The 2618-nt window shown below is 66.0% G+C and carries 2 protein-coding genes; both read right to left on the bottom strand.

The genetic code is table 11. The features are described from left to right. Window positions 1-433: 433 nt before the first annotated feature. Entirely contained in the window at window positions 434-601 is a 168-nt protein-coding gene (locus DBR36_RS17995; protein ID WP_181373663.1) for a hypothetical protein, read from the bottom strand. 103 nt (window positions 602-704) lie between these two features. Next, on the bottom strand, window positions 705-2159 hold the full coding sequence (gene rpsA, locus DBR36_RS16505) for a 30S ribosomal protein S1 (RefSeq protein ID WP_108320781.1): 1455 nt from the start codon (window positions 2157-2159) through the stop codon (window positions 705-707). Between the last annotated feature and the right edge of the window lie 459 nt (window positions 2160-2618).

Below are 2618 nucleotides of genomic sequence, written 5' to 3'. Positions count from 1 at the left end.
GACGAGGAATAAATTGGCATTTGACAAGTGCACGCTGTTGAGTTCTCAAGGAACGGACGCACCCACAGAAACAGTCATCTCGACCAACCCGTGAGGCAGTTCACAAACAACCACCGGCACGAACCCACAGAACACTCCGGAAGGAGGATCAGATGAGGAAGACGCCGAGTGGCAGGATCCCAATGCTAGACGAGAAAGCAGAAACTCTCAACATCCATATTGGGGGCGGCTCACCACTTGAGAGGACGCGGGGCCTTCCGGCCGCTCCGCTCTCCCCTGTGGGGCGAACAAGTAATAAGTTACGCCCGAACGACCGACCCGTCGAATCGACACCACACCCCGGGCGTGTCGCTCCCGTGAATCCGCGGAAACTTGCGGAAAAACGAGAGCCCGTCCCACCGGGCGGTGGGACGGGCTCGATACCGACGATCAATCAGGCGGTGAGGACGAACGCGGGGGCGGCGGCATCCATGTGTCCACCGGTGAACCCGATTCCGCCGAAGAACATCGCGCCGATCACCAGCGCGAAGACGAAGGCGATCGAGAGGAAGAGCACGGCCACGCCGGCGAGGGTGATGAGGAGGGGGAGTCGAGAAGCCATGGGAACATCCTGCCCTCCCCCGGCGCCGCGTGACCAGGGCTTGCGCCCGGGAACGACCGAAGGCCGGCACCCCGAGGGGTACCGGCCTTCGATGCGGGACGGATCAGCGACCGGAGAGCTTCTCGCGAAGCGCAGCCAGCGACTCGTCGTCGGCGAGGGTGCCCTGGGCGGGCGACTCGGACGAGAAGGATCCACCGAAGGAACCGGAGTCCGTCGGGTTGGCGGCCTCGGCCTCGAGGGCCTTGGTGACGGCGGCCTTGTGAGCCTCCCAGCGACCCTGAGCAGCGGCGTACTCCTGCTCCCACTGCTCGCGCTGAGCGTCGAAGCCCTCGAGCCAGGCACCCGACTCGGGGTCGAAGCCCTCGGGGTACTTGTACTCGCCACGCTCGTCGTACTCGGTGGCCATGCCGTACAGCGCCGGGTCGAACTCGGTGCCGTTGGGGTCGACCGACTCGTTGGCCTGCTTGAGCGACAGCGAGATGCGGCGACGCTCGAGGTCGATGTCGATGATCTTGACGAAGACCTCTTCGCCGACCGACACGACCTGCTCGGCGAGCTCGACGTGCTTGCCCGACAGCTCGGAGATGTGCACGAGGCCCTCGATGCCGTCGGCGACGCGGACGAACGCACCGAAGGGAACGAGCTTGGTGACCTTGCCCGGAGCGATCTGGCCGATCGCGTGGGTACGGGCGAAGACCTGCCACGGGTCTTCCTGCGTCGCCTTGAGCGACAGCGAGACGCGCTCGCGGTCGAGGTCGACCTCGAGGATCTCGACGGTGACCTCCTGGCCCACCTCGACGACCTCGGACGCGTGCTCGATGTGCTTCCACGAGAGCTCCGAGACGTGGACGAGACCGTCGACGCCGCCCAGGTCGACGAACGCACCGAAGTTGACGATCGACGAGACCGTGCCCTTGCGGACCTGGCCCTTGTGGAGGTTGTTGAGGAACGTGGTGCGCGACTCGGACTGCGTCTGCTCGAGCAGGGCGCGGCGCGAGAGCACCACGTTGTTGCGGTTCTTGTCGAGCTCGAGGATCTTGGCCTCGATCTCCTGGCCGAGGTACGGCGTGAGGTCGCGGACACGGCGCAGCTCGATGAGCGAGGCCGGGAGGAAGCCGCGGAGGCCGATGTCGACGATGAGACCACCCTTGACGACCTCGATCACGGAACCGGTGACGACACCGTCGTTCTCCTTGATCTTCTCGACGTCGCCCCACGCGCGCTCGTACTGCGCGCGCTTCTTGGACAGGATGAGGCGGCCTTCCTTGTCCTCCTTCTGGAGAACGAGGGCTTCGACGTGATCGCCGACGTTGACGACCTCGTTGGGGTCGACGTCGTGCTTGATCGACAGTTCGCGGGAGGGGATGACACCCTCGGTCTTGTAACCGACGTCGAGGAGGACCTCGTCGCGGTCGATCTTCACCACGGTGCCCTCGATGAGGTCGCCGTCGTTGAAGAACTTGAGCGTCTTCTCGACCGCGGCCAGGAAGTCTTCGGCGGAGCCGATGTCGTTGATCGCGACCTGCTTGGTAGCCGGGGCGGTCGTTGCGGTAGTCATGTAGTGGGTTGTCCTAGTTGGGTTTGGTGTCGGGCTCCGGCTGCTGCGCCCTGGTCCTGGAGGACCGGGCCGCCGGGCACTCGCACGCCCGGAGGCGAACGGATGCCGCGAGCCGAAGCAGAGCGGAAGGTTCGTGCGATGCCACGGGCGCGCCCGGAATCCGGGCAGGGCCCCACGTGTGACACCCCAGTCTAACGCACCCGTCTCCCTTCTCGCTGCGCGGGCCGCACCGGGGCGGAGCTGAGCCGGAGCAAGTCCCGCGCGAGGGTCGGAGGATTCGCCTCCGATCGGCTCTTTTCGCCGGGGCTGCGCGGGCGCGACGCCCAGGTGGCGTCCAGACTGGCGTGCCAGGCTCCGGGTTTCGTGCCCGCCGAACGCGGGTCGGACGGTGACACCCGCACCGCCCTCCCTCACGTGAAACCGGTTCTATGCGCTCTGATTCGACGCCCCCTTCCAATC

The organism is Microbacterium sp. HMWF026 (genome assembly GCF_003061325.1).
GTDB classification, from domain to species: domain Bacteria; phylum Actinomycetota; class Actinomycetes; order Actinomycetales; family Microbacteriaceae; genus Microbacterium; species Microbacterium testaceum_E.
The sequence above is the reverse complement of the archived record's forward strand: the minus strand, read 5'-3'. Positions and strand labels throughout refer to the sequence as shown.